Source organism: Photobacterium carnosum (genome assembly GCF_002849605.1).
GTDB lineage: Bacteria > Pseudomonadota > Gammaproteobacteria > Enterobacterales > Vibrionaceae > Photobacterium > Photobacterium carnosum.
The window spans coordinates 1-20304 of record NZ_NPIB01000019.1 but is presented as its reverse complement, the minus strand read 5'-3'; the positions used below and the strand labels follow the sequence as shown (position 1 = coordinate 20304).

Here is a 20304-nt window from a genome sequence, read left to right as displayed (position 1 = left end):
ATAATTAGGATGACAGACAAAACAACCAACACAAACTCAACTGCAGCGCCATCATCGAAAGAAAAGCCTGCTGTTAGTGCCTCAAAAAATAGTACTTCAAACACAACCAAAACAGCACCTGCTGCTAAACAAAAAAAAGCAGGTAGCAAAACCGGTTGGGTTGCGATTGCGCTGGTATTAGCACTGGGTGGTGGCCTTTACTATCACGGTCATCAGCAAGGTCTACAGCAACAACAGCAAGTTGCCGCTTTACAGCAACAAATTGTGACCATGAAAGCCGCCATGCAAGCTGACCAACAGCAAACTATTTCAATGATGAATGACGAACTTAGCACTGCCCAGCAGAAAGTTGAGCAAGGCATTAGCCAACAGCAAAAATCCATTGATTCAATTCAAACGGCGATTGCTGATTTAAAAGGCCAAGAGCCTAACGATTGGTTATTAGCAGAAGCTGATTACTTGGTTAAAATGGCTGGCCGTAAACTATGGTTAGAACATGACGTTACCAGTGCAACGTTATTATTAGAAGCGGCAGATCATCGTATTGCAGAGCTTAACGACCCAAGCCTTAAAGGTCTTCGTCAAGCAATGAGCAATGACATTACGGCATTAAAATCAGTCACAGTGGTTGATCGTGATGGTATCGTATTGCGTCTTAATAGCCTAGAAAACAGTATTGATAGCTTACCATTAGCCAATGCGATTTTAGCTAAAGCTGAGCCACAACAAAATCCAACCGTTAGCCAATCGGTTAATGATTGGAAAAATAATTTAATGACGTCACTTAAAAACTTTGGTGAAAATTTCATTACTTACCGCAAGCGTGATGGCAGTGTTGTACCGTTACTATCACCGCAGCAAGATTTCTATCTTCAGCAAAATATCACCAACAAACTTGAGACAGCTATCGCCGCTGTATACCGCGATCAAGGTCAAGTCTACCGTGATTCAATCGCCACAGCGATCAAGTGGTCACAACAATACTACGACTTATCATCACCAAAAACTCAAAGCTTTATTGCTGGCCTACAACAACTAGAACAACAAAATGTTGCGGTTGATTATCCCGCTAAGTTGCAATCACAAGCATTGATCACTCAACTAGTGAATCAAGTGTTACGTAATAAAATGACTACTCTTAGCGAACCGGTTGCAGTGAAAGCAACCCAACCTGCACCTAAAAATGCAGAGCCTGCAGTAAAAAAAATAGTTAAAAAACACATCAAACAAGCAACAATTGCAGAAAACACACCAGCCGATAATAAAGCAGTCGTGACTTACACCACTAAAGAGGAAACCAAATAATGATTAAATTGTTGTTATTGGTCATCGCTCTGATTGCCGGTATCATTGTCAGCCCTGATCTTGCTGGCCATCAAGGCTATGTATTGATCTCGTTTGCCAATCAAACCATTGAAATGAGTTTAACCACACTTATTATTGTGGCGATAGCTATCGTCGCGATCTTCTTCGTGCTTGAATTTATTTTACGTCGCTTGTTTTCTTTTGGTAGCTCAACCCGTGGTTGGTTTAGTGGCCGTCAAGTTCGCAATGCGCGCCGTAATACCGCTGAAGGACTATTGAAGGTTGCTGAAGGTGATTGGAAAATAGCTGAAAAAATGCTGTTTAAATCGGCTAAATATAGTGATGCACCGATTCTAAATTACTTAGCTGCCGCAGAAGCCGCGCAAGGACTGGGTAAAACCCAACAACGCGATCAATATTTGCAACTAGCAGCAGAGCAAGACACGGAAAGCCTTGCAGTAGCATTGACTCGCGCTAAGCTTCAAATTCGTCAACAACAATTTGAACAAGCACTCGCGACCTTACAAGATGTGCAGCCAACCAGCCCGCATAACCCAATGATACTGAGCCTATTAAAGCAGTGTTACTTACAATTAGAAGATTGGAAAGCACTGCAAGTATTGCTACCCCAATTAACCAAAGCGGATGTAATCACTGCCGCAGAAGCCACCCAACTGCATCTTCAAGCACAATGTGGTCAACTGCACCATCTTAGCCAACAAAACGGCAGTGATGGATTAATGGGTTACTGGAACAGTCTCAATCGTAAAGATAAACATAATCCAGCTCTCGTAGCGTGTTTTGTTAAAGAGATGATAGTTCGCCATGCTGATTCCGATGCATTTCCTATCTTGCGCGATACCGTTAAGAAAAACCCTGAGCCAGCGTTAATTAGCTTAATGCCACAATTAACGCTGCCAGATCGTCATCCGGCCATTGTGAGCCTACAAGATTTATTAGCCAACAACGGTAATAATCCAGCCTTACAAAGTGCATTAGGGCAGATGTTAATGGCAGATCAACAATGGCAACCTGCTAAAGAGCACCTAGAAAAAGCGATCGCATTACGTCCTGACGTTACCGATTATGCTCACCTTGTTGCAACGCTTGAACAACTTGGCGACACACAAGCCGCAGCTGAAGTTTCTCGTCAAGCGCTACAATTAGCAAAACCCGATCAAGCTTAAATTTCAAGCCTGAAAAAGCGCCTTAATGGCGCTTTTTTTTCGTCTAAATAACAACTTTAACATTTACTTGTTTCTATATGTAAACAGCCATTACAAGGTATATCCACCCCATTGCTCTTAACCAACAAACACTATTCAATAGCAGCTTACCCCTTTTTATTTAACATTTGGATAACTGTTATGGATATGCTTCCTTGGATCATTGTTTCAGGTATTGTAGTATCTGTGATTGTTGGCGTAATGATGGCTGTATTAATTAAACACGCTGATTAATAAACAAACACTAATAAAAAAGCCTCCCAGTGGGAGGCTTTTTTACACATAACCATTAAAACATTCATTCTAAATCATGATATTAATTCGAGCGTTTGTTTCGTCTTACGTAATTGCTTATCAAATTTCTTTACTACTTTAGCCGCTTTTTTTAAGAGCTTATTTTTTTTCTTAGCTAACTTTTTCAGTTTATCTGTCTGCTCTAACAACCTCTCTGACTGTTCAAGCTCATCTGTCTGCTCAGCAATTATTACTCTTTCAATTCGACGTTGCTCAACCGCGGTTGGCATTGGTAAGTAGTGAACATTAATCATATCAGGAGCAGGGGCTGCTGAAGCTACCAACGTCACTATAGATGGTACTATTGGTGTTAATGTCGCGGCCGTTGATGACGCAGTATTAGTTAAGCGGCTTGGTTTACACAAGTAGTCTTTATCACTTGCAACCCGCGTACAGGTTGCACAAATAAATTTAGGCTCACTGACAATCTTAATGATCGTCGCAAATTGATCTGCAATTTCAGCACGACGATATTTACACAACGACTTTACCATCAATATACCCTCACTACAGCTCACCAAAACCACGACATTAAACGATAATGATTCGTAATTCCAGCGATGTATGCTATACCGATTTCAATGGGGGCATTATTATTTTAGATCGTCATTATTTTTCATGCCGGCTTTAACATAAATATCAAACCGATTTTTCTTAGTCTCAATCGCCATCGAAGGCTTCGCATTTGCTAAAAATTCAGCATAATCCGGACGCTTAACCACAATTCGTTTAGTGGCCAATGCATACGCTGGCGCAAACAATTCATCGGCATCTAAATCAGCACCAACCAGTGTTTGGAATACGCGCATTTCTTTTTTCACTAATGCCGATTTCTTTTTATGTGGATACATCGGATCTAAATAAATCACTTCAGGAGCAACAAAATCTTTATCAGCGGCTAACTGCAATAAAGCATCTTGGCTAGATGCATGTAATAACTGCATCCGCTCACTGACCCAATGACCAATTTCAGGATCAGCTTTAGCGCGAGCTAAACCATCATCAAGTAACGCTGCCACCACCGGATGACGCTCAACCAATTGTACCTTACAGCCCAATGATGCTAATACAAACGCATCGCGGCCTAAACCGGCGGTTGCATCTAATACCGTTGGGGTTAACCCATTTTTTAGCCCTACCGCTTTAGCAATCGCTTGACCACGACCACCACCAAATTTACGACGGTGTGCCACTGCACCGCTGGCTAAATCAACAAATACAGCACCAAGTTTAGGCTCATCTAACTTACGCAGCTCTAATTGGTTAGCGGTTAACACTAACGCAAAGCAGCTGTGTTCATCATGCGTCAATCCCCAGCGGGCGGCAAGTTGATCTAATTCAGGCTGACGTTGAGGAACTTCACAAAGTAAGGCTAGTTGCACTGCATTCTCCGATATCAAACAATATCTATCTCACTCATTATTGGAGATAGAAGCTATAGGCGGCGAATTATAGCACTACAAATCAAGCTTGGCTCTGGTATCACAACCTAACATAAGGATAAGATAGACCATGCTATTAGCCAGTGAATAACTTACCTCGCTAGAAAGGAATTGTGATGAATATAGCTGTTCGCATCGATGATTTAGATCGCGACATTCTTAATGCGTTAATGACAGATGCACGAGTGCCCTACGCTGAAATGGCGAAACGCTTCAATGTCAGCCCAGCCACGGTGCATGTTCGTGTTGAAAAAATGCGAGCCTCTCAAATTATTACTGGCACCGAAGTAATCGTTAACCCGAAATTATTAGGCTATGACGTGTGCTGTTTTATTGGCATCAACCTTTATGCTGCACGTGATTACCACTCTGCGCTTGAAAAGCTTAATCAACTCGATGAAGTTGTCGAAGCATATTACACCACGGGAGCTTACAATATTTTCGTTAAATTAATGTGCCATTCCATCGAAGAATTACAGCACGTACTGATTAATAAACTGCAAGTGATTGAAGAAGTACAATCAACTGAAACCTTAATTTCACTGCAAAACCCGATCAATCGAAACGTGAAACCGTAGCGATAATTTTCCATAAAAAAAGCGAGCCAAAGCTCGCTTCTTATTACTCTAAAAATAAAGACTATTTTTTCAAGTTTAATCCACGCTCAGCGCCTTCTGCCGCCAACCACTCTGCCACTGTTTTCGCAAAATAGGTCAACACACCATCAGCTCCAGCACGCTTAAAGCACATTAATGATTCCATCACGGTTTCACGCTCTTTAAGCCAACCATTTTGAAAAGCCGCCATATGCATCGCATATTCACCAGACACTTGGTAAGCATAGGTAGGTACTTGTAGCTCAGATTTTACACGACGTACCACATCTAAATATGGCATCCCCGGCTTCACCATCACCATATCAGCACCTTCGCTGATATCCATTGCCACTTCATGCAACGCTTCATCACTATTGGCCGGATCCATCTGGTAAGTTTTTTTATCACCACCTTTAAGATTAGCCGTAGAACCAACTGCATCACGAAACGGGCCATAGTAATTCGACGCATATTTAGCTGAGTAAGCCATAATTTGCGTATTAATATGACCCGCTTGCTCTAGTGCTTCACGGATTGCGCCAATGCGACCATCCATCATGTCAGAAGGAGCAATAACATCAGCACCCGCATCAGCATGAGATAACGCTTGTTTGATCAAAATATCCGTGGTGATGTCATTAAGTACATAACCTTCATCATCAATAATACCGTCTTGACCATGAACCGTGAACGGATCTAAAGCCACATCGGTGATCACACCTAACTCAGGCACATGCGCTTTTAAAGCACGTACTGCAGTTTGCACTAAACCATCAACGTTATACGCTTCTTCTGCTAATTCAGATTTAAACGGCTGTGATACAACGGGAAATAACGCAATTGCAGGCACACCAAGACTGGCGATATACGCGGCTTCTTCTAACAATAAATCAATTGATAAACGCTCAATACCCGGCATTGAAGCCACACTTTCGCGACGATTAGTGCCTTCAAGGACAAACATCGGATAAATAAGATCATTAACTGATAACTGGTTTTCCGCCATCAAACGACGACTAAAATCATGCTTACGAACTCGACGCATACGACGTCCAGGAAACGCACCTTGAATAGATACTGACACGGTAAACTCCTTACAGATTAATGAATATTGATAGTATCACTCACACCACAAAGGTGGGATCAAATTACAAAAAAAGCTTGGCTAACTTGGTAAGAATTATTAACAACGTCGGCTGTTGATTCACCACGACACTCAGCAATGACGGCTGCAATATGCGGTAAATACAAGGGTTCATTACGACTTGATTTTGGCTTGGGGCGATAATCACGTGGTAATAAATAAGGACCATCGGTTTCAATCATTAACCGTTGGCTTGGAATATCTCTCACTATTTGACGCAACTCAGTACCACGGCGCTCATCACAGATCCAACCAGTAATGCCAATATGTAAATCAAGTGCCAAACAATCATGTAACTCTTGTTGTGAGCCAGTAAAACAGTGCACAACCGCAGCTGGTAATTTATCACGCCATGGTTTTAGAATGGCTAAAAAGCGTTCATGCGCATCACGGCAATGCATAAATACTGGCATGTTTAACTCTGCAGCTAACGCCAATTGGGCTTCAAACACCGCTTCTTGTTGCGAACGCGGTGAAAAATCCCGATTAAAATCCAACCCACACTCACCAATGGCAACTACTTGTGGCAATTGCGCTAAAGCACGAATTTGTGGCAAGGCGAAATCTGTCACCGATGTTGCATCATGTGGGTGAACACCAGCAGTGCTATAACAATAATTAGGCCATTGTTGTGCCAGTTGCTGAGCGGCAATACTTTCTTCGATACTGGTGCCGGTAATGACCAGTCCTGTCACCCCAACCGTTTTGGCGCGAGCAATAACATCGGCGCGATCTTTATCAAAGCGACTATTGGTAAGGTTAATGCCAATATCTATCATTTCTTTTCTATCCTTTGATGAACACGTATTCACTGCAGTATATCGAGCTCGGTATTGACTGACTATGCGATAATTACACCAATATGCAGACACAAAAAAACCGACACTAAGGTCGGTTTTGTTCATCATCACAGGGTATAAACCCTATTCTTTGCTGATGCTCTTTACGTCTTGCTGTTCATCTTCATCGTCATATTCGTCTTCATCATCTTTACGAATGTAAAAACGTGAGAAGAATAAACCGACTTCAAAGAGCAAGCACATCGGAATAGCTAACAAAGTCTGAGATAAAATATCAGGCGGTGTTAACAACATACCGACCACAAACGCGGCCACGACAATGTATGGGCGTTTACTGCGTAACGTTTCAGGATCGGTAGCACCGGTCCAACACAACAGAATAATCGCTACAGGGATCTCAAATGCAATACCGAACGCCATAAATAACGACAATACGAAATCGAGATAACTAGAAATATCTGTTGCAACTTCAACCCCTTGCGGAGCGACGCTGGTAAAGAACTTAAACACCAATGGAAACACAACAAAATAAGCAAACGCAACACCGGCATAGAACAGCAATGAGCTGGAAACCAGTAATGGCATAATAAGCTTACGTTCATGCTTGTATAAACCTGGCGCTACAAAAGCCCACAGTTGATACAAAATCATTGGTACAGCAATAAAAACAGCGGTAACTAAAGTGAGTTTTATCGGTGTAAAGAACGGTGACGCAACATCCGTTGCAATCATAGTCGCACCAATTGGCATACGTTCAACCAAAGGTGCAGCTACAAACGCGTAAATGTCTTTCGAAAACCAAACAATACAGACAAAAACCACCAGCACGCTGATGAGAGAGCGCAGAATCCGTGTACGCAGCTCAAGTAAATGGCTGAATAACGGCTGCGAATCTTCGACAGTCGACATAGTGATGTAATTTATTCCTGCTTATTAGAAGTCGTTGCTGAGGGTTGCTCGCTTTTATCAGCATAGGGACGTTGCACATCAGAAGCGACTTTTTTAAGTTCATCAACCGACTCTTGCAATTCAGGCGCAATGTCCTTCATTCCCATTTGCTCAGCTTTTTTTAAATTGGCTTGCAGTTCCTGAATTTTCAGTTCCTGAGTCAATTCATCTTTGACTGAGTTTGCCATATTACGGGCAGCACCTATCCACTGCGATACAGTACGTATCGCAACGGGTAGACGTTCCGGCCCCAGTACTACTAATCCCACCACGGAGATCAGCACTAACTCCCAGAACCCGATATCAAACACGTCTTAAACCTGCTCTTTGTCTTTTTGACTCGTTTTGGTCTGATCAGCGGCTTGCTGCTCATCCGTAATTTTCTTTTGCTCAAAATCTGCATCAGTGGTTTCTTTTTTAGCTGCTGATGCTGAATCTTCATCACCAATCGCTTTTTTGAAACCCTTAACAGCAGAACCTAAGTCGCCACCCAATGTGCGTAACTTCTTAGTGCCGAACAACAGAACAATGATCAGTGCAATAATTAACAATTGCCAGATACTGATACCACCCATGCTTACTTTACCTCAGCTTTATGTGGTTAATAACGGAGTGCGTTGTTACACGCAACTATAAGTATAGGCGAAACCTGCGGCAACTATTGTCGACAGGCTCGCCATCCCAGTAACCAAAATACCGTGCCTGATCCCGCTGCAATAGCAGGATAGGTGGTAACATGATCACCGAAAAGTATGGCAGCACACACCATCATGGTGGCACCAATACCAAAATAAAATCTTGCCTTACCTTGGTTACGCCGACTATCCATGAAATTATCATAGAGTGTATCGAGTCGTTGATTCATAACCTTGCCTTGGCGCAAACTGTCGTAAAGTAATTCAGGTAACTCTGGTAACTTTTCAGCCCAAAATGGCGCTTTATTCTTTACTGCATCAATAATGGCTTGTGGGCCAACTTGACGAGACATCCAGTCTTCTAAAAACGGTTTAGCTGTCGCCCATAAATCAAGTTGTGGGTACAACTGTCTACCAAGACCTTCGACATAAAGTAAGGTCTTTTGTAATAGCATTAACTGCGGTTGTACTTCCATATTAAATCGCCGAGCAGTATTGAATAAATTCAACAACACATGGCCAAATGATATTTCACACAACGGCTTTTGAAAAATAGGGTCGCACACCGAACGAATCGCCACTTCGAATGCATCAACATTGGTATCTGCGGGCACCCAACCTGAATCAACATGTAATTCGGCAACTTTACGGTAATCTCGATTAAAGAAAGCCAATAAGTTTTCAGCCAAATAACGCTTGTCATCACGATTAAGTGTACCGACGATACCACAATCCAACGCTATCCATTGTGGATCATGTGGGTGCTCATAGGAAACAAAAATATTCCCTGGGTGCATATCTGCGTGAAAGAAACTATCACGGAACACCTGAGTAAAAAATATATTTACTGCATTTTCTGATAATAATTTTAAATTAGTACCATTGGCTTTTAATGCTTCTAGGTTAGAAACCTGAATCCCGTAGATCCGTTCCATTACTAACAAATTAACACTGCTGTAATCAGTGAAAACTTCCGGTACATAGAGGCTATCATCACCTTCAAAATTACGTCGAAGTTGGATCCCATTCGCCGCTTCTCGCATTAAATCCAATTCATCGAGTAAGGTTTTTTCATATTCCCTTACCACTTCAACCGGACGTAATCGACGCGCTTCTGGTTGCAGTCGAGAAACTATCTCGGCCATCCTGTACATCAACTTAATATCGGCTTCAATAATCGGACGAATATCAGGACGAATGACTTTAAAGACAATTTCACGTCCATTTTCTTTCATCGTCGCGGTATGCACTTGTGCAATCGAAGCTGATGCTAACGCGACTTCATCAAAATCATCAAACCATTGCTCTACCGGACCACCCAATGATGCTTCAATAGTACGTTTTGCCAACTGACCATCAAACGGGGCCACCTGATCTTGCAGTAATGCCAGTTGATCTGCAATATGTGGAGGAAACAAGTCACGCCGAGTCGACATCATTTGACCAAACTTGATCCATACTGGCCCAAGTTCTTGTAATGCTAACCGTAGTCGCTCCCCTAAAGGTTTATCTGGATACTGGTTTTTAATCCAAAATAACGACTTTCGTAATTTTTTTGGTAATTCTGAACGTGGATCTTGTGGAATAAAATCATCCAAACCATAACGTAATTGTACTTCAATGATACGGTAAAGACGTTTGAATTCACGAATAGTCATCATGGCTATTATCGCTCAAGTAACTGATTTAATCGGGCCTCAAAACAGGCCACATCTGATCTCAAGTCATCAACTTGATCAGCAAAGTAAGCTATTTCTAATGGTTGTGGAAATAACTTCCACTCTTCCGTTAGTGTTTGAGCTAAATTTCGCTGGCGCTTAAGTAACCGCTGCTGAATAAACTGACCACTCGATTTCACTCCACTAACAACAGTATGAGCAATAACATCACCACTATAGTGCGACAATTTTTCTTCAATATCGGGTTTTAAGCCGCTCAACAAACTCGAAAAATGTTGCGCTAATTGTAGATCACCTTCAAGGGATAACTTATCGGCTTTAATTAGCTGGGTCACATTAGCTTGTTGACGTAATTCAGGTAATGCCGTTAAATTTAGCGCCAATTGACAATCAACATCCCCTTCATAAACCGCTAGTACATCAATTTGCTGACTAAAAATAAAATATAACGTTTTGCCAAATTCATTCAGAATCACGCTAATCACTTTGCCGCGTAAGCGTGATAAACGACGCTGACTATCAACATCATCTTTTACTAACTGATTAAGCGCCGTTTCTACTGCGCCAGTAACAAATGCATCTATTGGCATAGGGAACCTCAGAACTTATAACCACGGTGCAAAGCAACAATACCGCCAGTTAAATTGTAATAAGTAGTCTGATCAAACCCAGCGTCGTCCATCATACCTTTCAACGTTTCTTGATCAGGGTGCATACGAATAGATTCAGCTAAATAGCGATAACTTTCGCTATCATGTGCAATGATTTCACCGATTTTAGGCAATAAATGAAATGAGTAAGCATCATATATTTTTGATAAAGGCTCTAAAATTGGCTTAGAAAACTCGAGTACTAACAATCGACCACCGGGTTTTAATACGCGGTACATCGAACGTAAAGCTTGTTCTTTATCCGTAACATTACGTAAGCAGAAACTGATCGTAATACAATCAAAATAATTATCAGGAAAAGGTAACTCTTCTGCATTTGCTTGCACGTAACCAACATTACCCACAATGCCACTATCACGCAGTTTACTACGCCCAACCTTTAACATTGAATTGTTAATATCCGCTAGAATCACCTGACCACTATCACCGACCATACGCGAAAATTTAGCGGTTAAATCACCGGTACCACCGCCTAAATCAAGTACTCGTTGGCCACGGCGCACACCACTACAGTCAATCGTAAAACGCTTCCAAACGCGATGAATACCCATCGACATTAAATCATTCATAATGTCGTACTTTGCCGCTACTGAATGGAATACTTCAGCAACCATGGTTGCTTTTTCCTCTTTGGCTACGGTACGAAAGCCAAAGTGGGTGGTGTCTTGTGTGGTGTCCGTCATGCTCAATCCATTATGTGTCCTCGCGCTCATTCTATTATCACAATAAAATAGCTACTGAGGATTAAATTCATTTATTCAACTGGCTTAGTGTACTTGATGGTTGTCGTTTGCTCAAAGTGGTTTACTCTTTAAGCACTACAAATCAGATTCCGTTGTTGAGGTTATATGTGAAAATCCTCTCGCATCATGCAGTTGTGACTGTGATTTTTCAACTAATTGCGGGCTAATATCACGCTTCACTTCTACCCCTAATAACTTGAAGCTTTCAGCTTGGCGAATAATATTCCCCCGTCCACTAACTAACTTATTCATGGCGCTATGATAACTTTGGCTAGCTTTATCTAATGACGAACCTAATCCTTCCATATCAGTCACAAACAAGCGTAATTTGTCGTATAACTTACTCGCTCGATCAGCAATTTCTTTAGCGTTTTGATTTTGATTTTCGTTACGCCATAAATTATTAATGGTTCTCAGTGCCACCAACAAAGTAGTTGGACTGACTAGCATAATATTGAGATCCATCGCATCACGAATCAACTTAGGATCAGCAGCAATCCCAGCTTGAAAAGCAGGTTCAACCGGAATAAACATCAATACATAATCGAGACTTTGGACGCCATGCAGCTGATGATAATCTTTGCGGCTTAAACCTCGCATGTGCGCTCGCATTGAAGCAATATGCTCACTCATTGCCAGTTCCCGCTCTACCACGGTGTCAGCATTAAAGAACCGTTCATAAGCAACCAATGACATTTTAGCATCCACTACGACATCTTTTTGCTGAGGTAAATGCACCACTACATCAGGCTGATAACGTTTGCCATCTTCATTTTCAAGGCTCACTTGGGTTTGATATTCATGCCCTTCACGTAAACCCGATTCGGTTAATACCCGCGCTAATACCACTTCACCCCAATTACCTTGCGCTTTGTTATCACCTTTAAGGGCTTGAGTCAGATTAACCGCTTCCTGCGCCATCTGTTCATTAAGCTGTTTAAGATGATTAATTTGATGCACTAGAGTATGACGTTCGCGGGATTCTTGAGTGAAATTATCGTTAACTTGTTTTTTAAAACTTTCTAATTGCTCTTTCAATGGCATTAATAAGCTTTGAAGGCTGATTTTATTCTGCTCATCGACGCTACGAGTTTTATGTTCAAACAATTTATTAGCAAGGCTTTCAAATTGCACCCGTAATCGTTCTTCGGCATTTTCTAGTAGCTGAATTTTTTCTTCGGCTGATTTTTGTTCTTCAAAATGACGCGCATCTTGCTCGCGTAAATCGGCTTCAAGACGAGCATTAATGACACGAGCATTATCTAACTGTGTAGATAAATACTGTTTTTCATTTTGAAGGGCTTCAAAATGGCGCATTTTTTCAACCGCAGCCGATAAATTACCATGCAGTTGTCGAATTTCATGGGTCAAGCGATCACGTTCATCATCCATCTGTTCGAGTTCTTGATTACGTTCGTTTAACTGCTGTTGTAATTGCTGCTCACGTAATTGCAATAACCGTATATCAGCCTCTGCTTGCTGTTGGTGCAATTGCAATGTTTGTTCAAAACGTCCTTTTAACCATAGCATGGTAATAACACTAGCAACTGTCGCGCCAGAGATTGCCGCCAATAGGGAAATCACACCGCCACTCAACCATTCCGTCATATCAAATACTCTACAAAAACCACAAATCCATTTCTGTGGTAAGGCTAAGTCGATACTGGATAAATGTCCAGTTCAGCGGTTTTCATTGGTGATACTAACCTAGCGTTCTTTCTAATTGTTACATTCAAACCTAACTTTAATTGCCATCACCACATAAAAATAAAGCCTGTCAGTTTATCACTAACAGGCTCAATAACTGTTGATTCTCTATCTCAAAACAGCAATAACGTTATTCGTTAGTCACTGGAGCTTGATACCAGCTTTTCCCCCATTTTGACCATAAAACAAATAGCCCAGGGATCAATAACCACATTTGTAATGTCATCAACATTGGTGTCGCGAGATCAAGACGTTGAGTCAAACTCACCATCACTCCAGCACCACTCATCTGAAATAAACCTAATAGTGCTGCCGCAGTACCGGCACGATCACCAAACGGTGCTAATGCTTTACCTGCAGATGATCCCAATACAAACGCAAATCCAAATGAACAGATAAAAATAGGCACCATAAAGGCCCATGCCTGATTAATCGAGCTTAGTACCAACATTAATCCACCAGCAACCGCTAAAATAATCAGTCCAGCTTGTAATGTGCCACGAGTGCCAAAACGATCCATAAATTTCGGAGCCACCATACAAGCAATGATATTCAACGCCGCATTAATGCCAAACCATAGTGTAAATTGGTTCATATCGGCCCCAAGATGACTCATCAACCATACAGGTGCGGAAGTCACATACGCTAAAATGACTGCCATCGCTAACATACATAAACTCGCATGGTATAAAAATGTCGGCTCACGCAAAACTGACCAATAACGACTTAAACTCAACGTTGAACCACTAACATGGGTATTCGCCGGACGAGTCTCTTTAAACATCGTCATAATGAACAGCCCTGCCACTAATGCAAATCCCGCCATAAAACTAAAGTTCGAACGCCAACCAAACTCGTGGGTTAACCAAGTACCTAATAAGGGTGCTAAAGCGGGAATAAAACAGATTGCACCATTTAAATAACTGATCATACGACCACTTTTTTCTGCACCAAAGCTATCACGCACCCCAGAAAAAGCGGCTACCGACGTTGCACAAGCACCAAAACCTTGTAATAAACGCGCCGTTAATAGCATATCTAAGCTGGTCGCTAAATACGCCATTAAAGCACTAAAGCCATAAATCACAATACCAGCTAATGCAATCGGTCTACGTCCAAAGCGATCCGCTAATGGTCCGGCTAATAATTGCCCTAAACCAAGGCTAAACATAAACAATGTCACTGTATCTTGGACACGTACAGCACTCACCCCAAAACTATCAGCAATAGCAGGAAAAGCAGGTAAATAAATATCAATAGCCAACGGGCTAAATAACACCAAAACCACCATTAAAGTGACTAATTTGGTATCTGTAGAAGGGGTTGTTAACGAAGTCATATGACGTTCCTAAAAGATGATCGCGCCAAGTTTACGATTTTAGAGATATGAATAGAAATGGTATATATTCAATAGCACTTTTCCTTTTTGGAATATCAGTAATGATCGCTATTTAACCCAAATAACGCGATCACTTCAAAAATATAATAAATCCTAACCAATTGACCGTTAGCTAATTGATGCCAATCAACAAACACGCTAACGTAACCGCATCGACTTCATAACTAAATGCCTTCAATGAGCGTTTGTTATTTAAGTTCACAATTTACGCCATCGTTCAGATGACGATCTAATTAAAGGACGAAAACATGCAAGCAGCTATTTCTCAACGTATTGAACAAATCCGCCACTGGCTCGCTGAAAATCAATTAGATGCATTATTGATCCCTCACGAAGATGAATTTCTAGGTGAATACATTCCCGATCATAATGAGCGTCTACATTGGTTAACCGGATTTACTGGCTCTGCAGGCGCTGCCATTATTACCCGTGATAATGCTGCTGTTTTTGTCGATGGTCGTTATGTGGTGCAAGTGCGTAAACAAGTCCCTGCCGATGTATTTCAATACTGCCATCTAATTGAACAACCACCTATACAATGGGCACTTGAAAATTTAGCCGCTGGTAGCAAGGTAGCTATTGATGCTCGTCTTCATAGCGCGGCATGGTTAAACAATGCCATCACTGCAATCGATGGCGAATTAGCCTTGGTGTGTGTTGATGAAAATCCGATTGATCAACTATGGTTAGATCGCCCAGCACCTGTATTGTCTGACGCTCAATTAATGGGACTCGAATTTGTTGGTCAAGCAAGTGCTGATAAACGCCAACAAATTGCGGCATTACTAACAACACAAAAAGCCAGTGCGGCCTTTTTAAGTCAGCTCGATAGCATCGCATGGTTACTCAATATTCGTGGGGATGATGTTCATTGTCTGCCAGTATTATTATCAGCTGCCGTTATTCATGATGATGCTTCGGTTGATTTTTATATTGATCACCACCGCTTACCAGCAGACTTTGCCGCCCATGTCGGCGATGGCGTAACTATCTGTGAACCTGAGCAACTGGCTACAGGTTTAGCTTCTTTAGCGGGTAAGCGAGTACTGTTTGATTCAACAAATAGCAACGCATGGGCAGCGCAACAATTAAAAGATACCGGTGCACTATTAATTGAAGCAGCAAACCCAACCTTACTGCCAAAATCAACTAAAAATGCTACCGAAATGGCGGGCATGAAAGCGTGTCATATTCGAGATGGCGTCGCGATCAGTAAATTCTTAGCCTGGATTGATGCGCAAGTTGCGGCAGGTCATTTACTGGATGAAGCCCAATTATCAGATCAACTATGGCAATTCCGTCAGTTAGATCCAAGTTGCAGTGATGTGAGCTTTGATACCATTTCAGCGGCAGCAGGCAATGCGGCAATGTGCCACTACAATCACCTTAACCAACCGCAGCCAAGTAAACTGCAAATGGATACGGTGTACTTAGTCGATTCAGGCGGTCAATACCCAGATGGTACTACCGATATTACTCGTACCATTGCCATTGGTCAGCCGGGTGAAGAGGTTAAGCAAGCCTTTACTTTAGTCTTAAAAGGTCATATTGCTTTGGCATCTGCACGCTTCCCTAAAGGAACAACAGGTAGCCAACTTGATACGTTAGCGCGTCAACATTTATGGGCGTATGGATTTGATTATGATCATGGCACAGGTCACGGTGTTGGTCACTTTCTAAGTGTTCATGAAGGGCCACAACGGATATCTAAAGCTTATAATCCAGTCGCATTACAGCCCGGAATGGTGCTGTCGAATGAACCTGGATACTACCGCGCTGATGCATTTGGTATTCGCATTGAAAACCTTGAAGCAGTAGTAGAAATGGCAACCCAAGGCGATATGTCGGTAATGGGGTTTGAATCGCTAACTCGCGCACCGATTGATAAGCGTTTAATTGATTTAAGCTTATTAACAGATATCGAACTTACATGGCTTAACCATTACCATCACACCGTGTTTGAGGTTATTAGCCCAGCATTAAGCGGTGATGATTTAGCATGGTTAACTCAAGCAACAGCGCCATTACAACGCTAATTATAACGGCGTATTAATAACAATAAAAAAAGCCAGTGCACCTTCTGCACTGGCTTTTTATTAACCAGAATAAACCGCGTCCCAGTCTTTCCACACCACATCAACAAAATTCATTCTCGATCTTTAGCCTTCACTACCAATAAAGCTGTTAATGGACTGGATACTTGAGCATAACTCGTCTTACCTACCGACCCACTTCATACGCTATACGACCACTGATCACCGTCAGTCTAAACGTTTATCCCATCGCAACAGGATCAGTTGCTGTTGCCCTAATTCTGCAATATCAGCCACTCATTCGGCCATATTTTAAAAATTGGGAACCACTATATTGCGCAATTCAGTTATCGCTATTGCAGGATCGACGGCTTGGGTAATCGCGCTCACAACAGCCACGCCAGTAACCCCTGTACGCCTCACTTTTGCTGCACGCTCAATAGTGATCCCCCCTATCGCCACCGTTGGTACACGATCACCAATCAGTTTTTGATAAAGTGCTAATCGACTCACTCCTTGAGGTAATGACGACATGGCGTTAGTTGATGTCGTAAAGATATGACCCAAAGTGATATAACTGGGTTGGTATTCAAGCGCACGTAAAATCTCATAATAACCATGGGTAGAGATTCCAAGCCGCAATCCCGCTTGCTGAATCGCAGCTAAATGAGCACTATCAAGATCGTCTTGGCCAAGATGGACCCCATAAGCATGGTATTTAATTGCCAGCGACCAATAGTCATTAATGAATACTTGTGCTGAGGCTGATTCTCCAGCAGCAACGGCAGATTGAATTTGATTTTCAAGATCAGATACTTGTGGGTTATTGATTCGTAATTGAGCCGAGTTAACACCAAATTGTAAAACTCTCTCAATCCAATCACTGCTATCAACTAGTGCATATAAATCAAGCTGACTCGCATCTAAAGCGGCAAAGGGTGCCACCGCCTGACTATCTGTTAACCAGCCAATTTGTTTTATTTGAGGATGATTTACCGTTAAAGCACGAGGAAATACCTTAGCCTTTGAGGGCCAAATCAGTTCGCCCTGAGCATGCTGATTATGATCTTGATAACTCCGAGCATGGGCACGTGCCAATACCAACGCGTCCTCTAATGGATAATCAAGCGCAAGAGCCACCAATAACATGGCTCGTTGTGCCTCACTCGCGCCACTATGATGACAAGACACTGCTCGAGCCTGTCCTTGATGGTGCCAAATATCAATACAACCATCACTCGCAGGGAATCCACATAGCACCAAGCTAGGATCTGCGGCGACTTTTTGTTGCAACTCGGCTAATTCAGAAAAAGGGGCGAGCCACTGATCCCAGATTTGATAAGTTGGGGATGCACAATGTTCATCTGCAGCGACAAAATTAAACGCTAATGAACATTCCTTAGTCATTGTCTTAATATGAATTAACGGCTCACTGTTATTAACCGTTACTGTCACCGTTTCACCTAGTTGATATAACTCAGCAGGTATTAATAATGGCTCGATATGCATCAATAATGGCATTAAATGAAGGGGTAGCGATAAAGTGCTAATTGGTTAATCCTCTTTTAGCAGGGTGATAAAACTCACTGCCACGAGCACGAAATTTAACCGATTTTTGTTCCATGCCTACACGAGGATTATCACTAACCGTAATATCTACCGATGATAGCGTTTTCGTATAATCTCGAACTTCTTGAGAGATTTTCATTGAGCAAAATTGGGGTCTACACATTAAACAAAAATGGGTCACTTTCCCAGATTCCTGCGGTAAGGTTTGATCGTGATAGTCTCGAACAGCTTGTGGGTCAAAGCCTAAATTGATCTTCCCAAAGAAACCCAAACCGACCTTTTAGTACGAACTTGTGATCCTTGGTGGCCTTTTACTAAGTCTGCCGCATACGTGCACTGCTTGTACGTGATCAAACCGACTTTTACATCATCTTTATTTGATAATACGTCAAACACCACTTTGCCATAATTGAACCACCATGAGAAATAATCCCAAGTCGTCATTTGGTACATAACGTAATAAAGTCGCATCATTAATGGTAAAAGAATCACACTCAGTAATAGATGATAAAAAGCCGTGTAATTACACGGCTTTTTATGGCAGATAATCACAACACGGATTATTGCGAGATAAGCACATCACATTTGAGATTTTTTGCCAATGTCTCACTAACATCACCAAAAATATGAATACTAGACTTGTGATAACCAGTGATGACTAAATTAGCTTCAACTTTTTCAGCAAGCTCTTCTAAATGTTTCGCAATATCACCATTAGCAATATGTAATCCTGCGACAGGGTAAGATGAAACAGCGGCTAGATCTGATAATTGTGTCATCCGTTGTTTTGCAATCGCATCGTGCTCTTCTTGCAATTCAATTTCAACATCAATAAAACTAACATTTCCAACACCAGGTTCAACATAAGCAATATGTAATTCAGCATTATTTTGCTCAGCAATAACTCCGGCCTTCACCATTAATTTATGAGCATATTTATCTTCAGGGTTAACAGCAAGTAAGATTGTTTGATATAGCGACATAGCTTATCTCCGTGAGCCAATGCTCAATAGTGAATTTCTTAGTTATGATTATGATGCTATAAATGTAGCTATACAACCAACTATATGCCGACATTTTAATATAAGCTTAAATCAATGATTGCAGTTATCGAGAGTATTAACCAACTCAACAAGCGATTATTATGACGGTTTTTAATCATTACCTTTAACTGAAACGAGATACCAATGAGCCAATATTTATTACTAGGATTCATCGCAATCGGTGGTGCATTCGGCGCCTGCTCACGATACTTAATTTCTGAGTTTTGCGTTATTTTATTTGGCCGTGGCTTCCCATACGGAACATTAACCGTCAATATTATTGGCTCGCTAATTATGGGGCTATTAATGTCAGGGCTAAATCAAGGAATGATAGAAGCGGCACCATGGCGTCCAATGATAGGCTTAGGCTTTCTTGGCGCATTAACCACTTTCTCTACCTTTTCAATGGATAACATTGTAATGATGCAACAAGGTGAGTTTATCAAAGCAGGCTTAAACATCGTGCTTAACGTAACCGTCAGTCTGTTTGCTTGTTATATTGGCTATCAACTAATGATGAAAAGCTAATAAACATTCAAATATATAACCGCCGCAAGGCGGTTTTTTTTCATCAAAACGCAGGAAACGCAGGAAACGCAGGAAACGCAGGAAACGCAGGAAACGCAGGAAACGCAGGAAACGCAGGAAACAATATATCAAACTCAATATATATCATTATTTTTTTCGTTATAAACGAAAAAAGGCCATCCGTAAGGATGGCCTTTTAAAATTTGAAGCCTGGCGATGTCCTACTCTCACATGGGGAGACCCCACACTACCATCGGCGCTATTACGTTTCACTACTGAGTTCGGCATGGGATCAGGTGGGTCCATAACGCTATGGTCGCCAAGCAAATTCTGTTTTATTTATCGCCTTATGGCAATAAATAGCAATCTGGGAAAAATCTGACTAGTTTGTTCTCACACTCATTCAAGCGTTTGTAGAGTCCGTCTCTTCTCTTTAGAGAAGAAAAACCCCTTGGGTGTTGTATGGTTAAGCCTCACGGGCAATTAGTATCAGTTAGCTCAATGCCTCGCAGCACTTACACACCTGACCTATCAACGTTGTA

At 41.7% G+C, this 20304-nt stretch carries 19 protein-coding genes, 2 rRNA genes and 1 pseudogene; 5 read left to right on the top strand and 17 right to left on the bottom strand.

Annotated features, from left to right (window positions below):
- Positions 1–9: 9 nt before the first annotated feature.
- Together hemX and CIK00_RS14440 are read left to right on the top strand one after the other, a co-directional pair.
- Positions 10–1305, top strand: a complete 1296-nt coding sequence (hemX, locus tag CIK00_RS14445; RefSeq protein WP_101769532.1) for a uroporphyrinogen-III C-methyltransferase — start codon at positions 10–12, stop codon at positions 1303–1305.
- Positions 1305–2492: a heme biosynthesis HemY N-terminal domain-containing protein gene (locus CIK00_RS14440; RefSeq protein WP_101769531.1), complete on the top strand. Its 1188-nt coding sequence runs from the start codon at positions 1305–1307 to the stop codon at positions 2490–2492. The genes hemX and CIK00_RS14440 overlap by 1 nt, the downstream gene beginning before the upstream one ends.
- Before the next feature lie 347 nt (positions 2493–2839).
- Here CIK00_RS14440 and CIK00_RS14435 read toward each other — a convergent pair whose 3' ends face one another.
- Both CIK00_RS14435 and CIK00_RS14430 read right to left on the bottom strand, forming a co-directional pair.
- Entirely contained in the window at positions 2840–3319 is a 480-nt protein-coding gene (locus tag CIK00_RS14435) for a hypothetical protein (RefSeq protein ID WP_101769530.1), read from the bottom strand.
- 99 nt (positions 3320–3418) lie between these two features.
- Complete coding sequence (locus CIK00_RS14430) at positions 3419–4207, bottom strand: class I SAM-dependent methyltransferase (RefSeq protein WP_101769529.1); 789 nt, start codon at positions 4205–4207, stop codon at positions 3419–3421.
- A 176-nt stretch (positions 4208–4383) separates the two neighbouring features.
- Between CIK00_RS14430 and asnC the strand changes: the two genes are divergently transcribed.
- Positions 4384–4845: a transcriptional regulator AsnC gene (gene asnC / locus CIK00_RS14425; RefSeq protein ID WP_101769528.1), complete on the top strand. Its 462-nt coding sequence runs from the start codon at positions 4384–4386 to the stop codon at positions 4843–4845.
- A gap of 61 nt (positions 4846–4906) precedes the next feature.
- Here the strand turns inward: asnC and hemB are convergent, their stop codons facing one another.
- From hemB to CIK00_RS14375, 10 genes are all read right to left on the bottom strand, one after another.
- A complete protein-coding gene (gene hemB / locus CIK00_RS14420; protein WP_101769527.1) occupies positions 4907–5947 on the bottom strand; it encodes a porphobilinogen synthase in 1041 nt (346 codons plus the stop codon).
- A gap of 59 nt (positions 5948–6006) precedes the next feature.
- Positions 6007–6786 carry a TatD family hydrolase gene (locus tag CIK00_RS14415; protein ID WP_101769526.1) on the bottom strand — a complete coding sequence of 260 codons (780 nt, stop codon included), beginning with the start codon at positions 6784–6786 and terminating at the stop codon, positions 6007–6009.
- Between the two features lie 144 nt (positions 6787–6930).
- Complete coding sequence (gene tatC, locus CIK00_RS14410) at positions 6931–7716, bottom strand: Sec-independent protein translocase subunit TatC (protein ID WP_101769525.1); 786 nt, start codon at positions 7714–7716, stop codon at positions 6931–6933.
- 11 nt (positions 7717–7727) lie between these two features.
- On the bottom strand, positions 7728–8066 hold the full coding sequence (gene tatB, locus CIK00_RS14405) for a Sec-independent protein translocase protein TatB (protein WP_045036876.1): 339 nt from the start codon (positions 8064–8066) through the stop codon (positions 7728–7730).
- Positions 8067–8069: 3 nt separating this feature from the next.
- Entirely contained in the window at positions 8070–8330 is a 261-nt protein-coding gene (gene tatA, locus CIK00_RS14400) for a Sec-independent protein translocase subunit TatA (RefSeq protein WP_101769524.1), read from the bottom strand.
- Between the two features lie 83 nt (positions 8331–8413).
- On the bottom strand, positions 8414–10051 hold the full coding sequence (gene ubiB / locus CIK00_RS14395; protein WP_193435477.1) for a ubiquinone biosynthesis regulatory protein kinase UbiB: 1638 nt from the start codon (positions 10049–10051) through the stop codon (positions 8414–8416).
- 5 nt (positions 10052–10056) lie between these two features.
- Positions 10057–10659 (bottom strand): ubiquinone biosynthesis accessory factor UbiJ, encoded by a 603-nt coding sequence (locus tag CIK00_RS14390; protein WP_101769523.1) that lies wholly within the window; start codon positions 10657–10659, stop codon positions 10057–10059.
- 8 nt (positions 10660–10667) lie between these two features.
- Complete coding sequence (ubiE, locus tag CIK00_RS14385; RefSeq protein ID WP_101769522.1) at positions 10668–11423, bottom strand: bifunctional demethylmenaquinone methyltransferase/2-methoxy-6-polyprenyl-1,4-benzoquinol methylase UbiE; 756 nt, start codon at positions 11421–11423, stop codon at positions 10668–10670.
- Between the two features lie 135 nt (positions 11424–11558).
- On the bottom strand, positions 11559–13091 hold the full coding sequence (rmuC, locus tag CIK00_RS14380) for a DNA recombination protein RmuC (RefSeq protein ID WP_101769521.1): 1533 nt from the start codon (positions 13089–13091) through the stop codon (positions 11559–11561).
- A 229-nt stretch (positions 13092–13320) separates the two neighbouring features.
- On the bottom strand, positions 13321–14529 hold the full coding sequence (locus CIK00_RS14375) for a multidrug effflux MFS transporter (protein ID WP_101769520.1): 1209 nt from the start codon (positions 14527–14529) through the stop codon (positions 13321–13323).
- Positions 14530–14837: 308 nt separating this feature from the next.
- On the opposite strand from CIK00_RS14375, the gene CIK00_RS14370 reads away from it, so the two are divergent.
- Positions 14838–16625 carry an aminopeptidase P family protein gene (locus CIK00_RS14370; RefSeq protein WP_101769519.1) on the top strand — a complete coding sequence of 596 codons (1788 nt, stop codon included), beginning with the start codon at positions 14838–14840 and terminating at the stop codon, positions 16623–16625.
- A 309-nt stretch (positions 16626–16934) separates the two neighbouring features.
- Here the strand turns inward: CIK00_RS14370 and thiE are convergent, their stop codons facing one another.
- The 3 genes and pseudogenes from thiE to CIK00_RS14355 form a co-directional block, all read right to left on the bottom strand.
- The gene (gene thiE / locus CIK00_RS14365; RefSeq protein ID WP_233426570.1) at positions 16935–18131 is read right to left on the bottom strand and encodes a thiamine phosphate synthase; all 1197 of its coding nucleotides are present in this window, start codon (positions 18129–18131) and stop codon (positions 16935–16937) included.
- Between the two features lie 37 nt (positions 18132–18168).
- Positions 18169–18575, bottom strand: a pseudogene (locus CIK00_RS21445) (phosphomethylpyrimidine synthase ThiC); the annotation flags it as partial.
- A gap of 176 nt (positions 18576–18751) precedes the next feature.
- Positions 18752–19174, bottom strand: coding sequence for a universal stress protein (locus tag CIK00_RS14355; protein WP_101769516.1), 423 nt, complete (start codon positions 19172–19174; stop codon positions 18752–18754).
- A gap of 204 nt (positions 19175–19378) precedes the next feature.
- Here CIK00_RS14355 and crcB point away from each other — a divergent pair, with 204 nt between their 5' ends.
- Positions 19379–19762 carry a fluoride efflux transporter CrcB gene (gene crcB, locus CIK00_RS14350; RefSeq protein WP_101769515.1) on the top strand — a complete coding sequence of 128 codons (384 nt, stop codon included), beginning with the start codon at positions 19379–19381 and terminating at the stop codon, positions 19760–19762.
- 208 nt (positions 19763–19970) lie between these two features.
- Here crcB and rrf read toward each other — a convergent pair.
- Together rrf and CIK00_RS14340 are read right to left on the bottom strand one after the other, a co-directional pair.
- Positions 19971–20086, bottom strand: a 5S ribosomal RNA gene (gene rrf, locus CIK00_RS14345).
- A gap of 138 nt (positions 20087–20224) precedes the next feature.
- Positions 20225–20304: ribosomal RNA gene (locus CIK00_RS14340) — 23S ribosomal RNA — on the bottom strand; the annotation flags it as partial.

Excerpts from the sequence above, each read along its gene's own strand:
- hemX (WP_101769532.1), top strand. The coding sequence starts at position 10 with ATGACAGACAAAACAACCAACACAAACTCAACTGCAGCGCCATCATCG.
- CIK00_RS14440 (WP_101769531.1), top strand. The coding sequence starts at position 1,305 with ATGATTAAATTGTTGTTATTGGTCATCGCTCTGATTGCCGGTATCATT.
- CIK00_RS14435 (WP_101769530.1), bottom strand. The coding sequence starts at position 3,319 with ATGGTAAAGTCGTTGTGTAAATATCGTCGTGCTGAAATTGCAGATCAA.
- asnC (WP_101769528.1), top strand. The coding sequence starts at position 4,384 with ATGAATATAGCTGTTCGCATCGATGATTTAGATCGCGACATTCTTAAT.
- CIK00_RS14415 (WP_101769526.1), bottom strand. The coding sequence starts at position 6,786 with ATGATAGATATTGGCATTAACCTTACCAATAGTCGCTTTGATAAAGAT.
- tatC (WP_101769525.1), bottom strand. The coding sequence starts at position 7,716 with ATGTCGACTGTCGAAGATTCGCAGCCGTTATTCAGCCATTTACTTGAG.
- tatA (WP_101769524.1), bottom strand. The coding sequence starts at position 8,330 with ATGGGTGGTATCAGTATCTGGCAATTGTTAATTATTGCACTGATCATT.
- ubiB (WP_193435477.1), bottom strand. The coding sequence starts at position 10,051 with ATGATGACTATTCGTGAATTCAAACGTCTTTACCGTATCATTGAAGTA.
- CIK00_RS14390 (WP_101769523.1), bottom strand. The coding sequence starts at position 10,659 with ATGCCAATAGATGCATTTGTTACTGGCGCAGTAGAAACGGCGCTTAAT.
- ubiE (WP_101769522.1), bottom strand. The coding sequence starts at position 11,423 with ATGACGGACACCACACAAGACACCACCCACTTTGGCTTTCGTACCGTA.
- rmuC (WP_101769521.1), bottom strand. The coding sequence starts at position 13,091 with ATGACGGAATGGTTGAGTGGCGGTGTGATTTCCCTATTGGCGGCAATC.
- CIK00_RS14375 (WP_101769520.1), bottom strand. The coding sequence starts at position 14,529 with ATGACTTCGTTAACAACCCCTTCTACAGATACCAAATTAGTCACTTTA.
- CIK00_RS14370 (WP_101769519.1), top strand. The coding sequence starts at position 14,838 with ATGCAAGCAGCTATTTCTCAACGTATTGAACAAATCCGCCACTGGCTC.
- thiE (WP_233426570.1), bottom strand. The coding sequence starts at position 18,131 with ATGCATATCGAGCCATTATTAATACCTGCTGAGTTATATCAACTAGGT.
- CIK00_RS14355 (WP_101769516.1), bottom strand. The coding sequence starts at position 19,174 with ATGTCGCTATATCAAACAATCTTACTTGCTGTTAACCCTGAAGATAAA.
- crcB (WP_101769515.1), top strand. The coding sequence starts at position 19,379 with ATGAGCCAATATTTATTACTAGGATTCATCGCAATCGGTGGTGCATTC.